This window comes from Rathayibacter sp. AY1D2 (genome assembly GCF_002932695.1).
In the GTDB taxonomy this organism is placed as follows: domain Bacteria; phylum Actinomycetota; class Actinomycetes; order Actinomycetales; family Microbacteriaceae; genus Rathayibacter.
In genome coordinates, this window is record NZ_PSVX01000127.1 from 1 (window position 1) to 1,412 (window position 1,412).

Consider the following 1,412-nt stretch of genomic DNA (forward strand, 5'->3'; position numbering starts at 1 on the left):
CGCCCTGGTCCTCCCGCTCCACCCGAGATCCGCCCGCTCCTGACGCGCCAGCAGCGCGTCGCCAGCCCCCGTGCCGTCACCAGCCGCGCCAAGCAGCAGTCGCCCTCGCTCATCATGATCGTGCTGCTCTCCGGCGCCGGCGCGCTGCTCTACGGCGCCTTCCTGCTCAACCCGCGCAACATCGGCGACCCCCTCCCGTTCGCCATCGTCATCATCTGCGAGCTCTACCTGATCGGCCAGGCCGCGCTCACGATGTGGACCGCCCTATCGAGCACCTACGACCCGCGCGACTCCGCCTTCCACTCCGCTCGAGCGACGCTCTACGGGAGCCCGGTCGACGGCATCCCGATCGGCGAGGACCTCTACCTCGGCCGCCGCCGCATCACCGTCGACGTCTTCATCACGACCTACAGGGAGGACCCCGCGATCATCGAGGAGACGGCCCGTGCGGCCCGCGACATGCGCGGCACCCACGTGACGTGGCTCCTCGACGACGGCGACGACCCGCAGGTCGCCGCGATCGCCGAGCGCCTGGGCGTCCGCTACGTGGTGCGCGAGGACCGCGCGGGTGCCAAGGCCGGCAACGTGAACCACGCGCTCCGTCTGACCGACTCGGACTTCGCCGTGATGATCGACGCCGACTTCGTGACCGTGCCGGAGTTCCTGGAGGAGACTCTCCCCTTCTTCGCCCACGACGACGTCGCCTTCGTGCAGGCCCCGCAGGTCTACGGGAACGCGCACAACTTCATCTCGCGCGGCTCCGCCTACATGCAGATCGTCTTCTACGCCCTCACCCAGCCGGGCAAGAACAAGTACAACTCCGCCTTCTGCGTGGGCACCAACGCCGTCTTCCGCCGCAAGGCCCTCGACGACATCGGCGGGATGTACGAGGGCTCGCAGTCCGAGGACATCTGGACGTCGATCTTCGTGCACGAGCGCGGCTGGCGCTCGATCTTCGTGCCGATGACCCTCGCGGTCGGGCGCACGCCCGAGACGATCGAGGCCTTCGTCCGCCAGCAGGTCCGCTGGGCCGTCGGCGGGTTCGAGATCCTGCTCAAGCACAACCCGTTCTCGCCGAAGCGCCGGCTCACGACCGACCAGCGCGTGCAGTACTTCATGACCGTCACGTTCTACTTCACCGGGATCGTGCCGCTGGGCCTGATCGTGCTGCCCCCGCTGCAGATCTACCTGAACATCACGCCGGTCAGCCTGGAGGTGCCGCTCGTCGAGTGGATCCTCTTCTACTGCGGGTTCTACGTGCTGCAGATCGGGCTCGCGCTGTTCATCATCGGCTCGTTCCGGTGGGAGACGCTGCTGCTGTCGACCGTCACCTTCCCGATGTACACGAAGGCGTTCTTCCTCGCTCTCGCGGGCCGGAAGCCGGCCTGGACCTCGACGGGCGCGACCGGGCA

The 1,412-nt window shown here is 68.1% G+C and carries 1 protein-coding gene; it reads left to right on the top strand.

The genetic code is table 11. The annotated features are described in order from the left end of the window. Positions 1-1,412: glycosyltransferase family 2 protein (locus tag C5D04_RS17735; protein WP_104348144.1), on the top strand; the 1,412-nt coding region annotated here is incomplete at both ends.